Annotated in this window: 2 protein-coding genes; both read left to right on the top strand. The window is 43.7% G+C overall.

Translation table 11 applies throughout. From position 1 onward, the window contains the following. On the top strand, window positions 1-1,669 hold a 1,669-nt coding region (locus AC1DVB_RS26935; protein WP_477591888.1), incomplete at its 5' end, for a molybdopterin oxidoreductase family protein. After that, a partial coding sequence (locus tag AC1DVB_RS26930) for a helical membrane plugin domain-containing protein (RefSeq protein WP_477591886.1) occupies window positions 1,662-1,888 on the top strand: 227 nt, incomplete at its 3' end. The genes AC1DVB_RS26935 and AC1DVB_RS26930, both read left to right, overlap by 8 nt.

Below are 1,888 nucleotides of genomic sequence, written 5' to 3'. Positions count from 1 at the left end.
CCCCGTGTTGGCTACAAGAATTAAGCGTTCCCATAAACTGGGGAAACAGAAGCTGATAGTCGCAGACATCAGAAAGCATGAAATGGCTGACCGGTCCGACCTCTTCATCCAGCCTGCTCCGGGATCGGATATGATATGGCTTTCGGCCGTCACTAAATATATCGTCGATAAAGGTTGGACAGATAAAGACTTCATCAAAAATCGTGTAAATGGGATGGAGGAATATATCAAGACTTTAGAACCCTACACAATGGAATATGCGGAAAAAGTAACAGGCGTAACTAAGGAAGAGTTAATTACGTTGGCAAAAACCATTCATGAAGCGGGAAGCGTTGCAGCGCTTTGGGCCATGGGCGTTACCCAGCATGGCGGAGGAAGTGATACGAGTACTGCAATTTCCAATCTCTTGCTCATAACGGGCAACTACGGTAAACCAGGAACAGGCACTTACCCTTTACGCGGACATAATAATGTACAAGGTGCCAGTGACTTTGGCAGTATGCCGGATCGCTTGCCAGGTTATGAAAAAGTAACGGATGAAAAGGTACGCGCGAAATATGAAAACATCTGGGGTACAAAAATTCCTGAAAACCCTGGCCTTAATAATCATGAAATGGTCGAAGGGATTCATTCAGGTACCATTAAAGCCATGTACTTAAAAGGTGAAGATATGGGTCTGGTCGATTCGAATATCAATCATGTCCATAAAGCATTTGAAAAACTGGACTTCTTTGTGGTACAAGATATCTTCTTATCAAGAACGGCTGAATTCGCGGATGTCGTCCTTCCCGCAAGCCCAAGCTTTGAAAAAGAAGGTACCTTCACGAATACCGAACGCCGTATTCAACGTCTTTATCAAGTCTTTGAACCGCTTGGCGACTCAAAGCCTGATTGGCAAATTATAATGAATGTCGCTAATTCGTTAGGAGCCGGCTGGAATTATGAGCATCCAAGTGAAATTATGGAAGAAGCCGCTAAATTATCGCCTTTATATGCTGGAGTAAGGTATGAACACTTGGAGGGTTATAACAGTCTTCAATGGCCAGTGACGCCAGATGGTAAAGATACGCCACTGTTATTCACGGAAGCTTTTCCGTTTCCCGATGGAAAAGCGAGGTTATTTCCAGTCGAATGGACCAAACCGATTGACTTTGGGGATGAGTTCGATATCCATGTGAATAATGGCCGTTTATTGGAACATTTCCATGAAGGAAACATGACCTATAAATCAAAAGGCATCAGTTCCAAAACGCCAAAGGTCTTCCTTGAGGTATCCCGGGAATTGGCAAAAGATAGAGGGCTTGAGGATGGCACCCTTGTTCGGCTTACTTCACCGTATGGACATGCAAAAGTGGAATGTCTGATTACGGATCGTGTAAAAGGTAAAGAAGTTTATCTTCCGATGAACGATTCAGGTGACGGGGCCATCAACCAATTGACAAGCAGCCATTCAGATAAAGATACTGATACTCCTGCCTATAAGGAAGTTCAAGCAAAAATGGAAGTGCTCAGGGTCAAAGGAGACAATCCATTGCCGAGCATCAACCATCGTAATGGTAATCCCCAACCGCAGATAGGTGTACAAGTACAAAAAAAATGGGCCCGCGAAGATTATATATTCCCTGGTGACCTCTTGAAGATCAAAAAGGAGGAGAGGAACCGTGGCTAAAGCGACAAAAGTGATAAATCGAATCAGCATTAGTGATGAAGAAAGAAGAAGGATTGAACTCGAGGATATCGAGCGTACCCTTTTGGAAAATAAAGAAGTGATTAAAGAAACGTTTGAAGTCATGAAGGGCATGCAGGATCGTGGGATATTATCGATGGTTAACAGCTTGTTGAAGGAAGGGGATAAAGTGCTCAACATTCTTGTCAAGACAGCAGACAC

Source organism: Peribacillus sp. P4_D6 (genome assembly GCF_056401795.1).
This window is presented reverse-complemented; position numbering and strand designations above follow the sequence as displayed.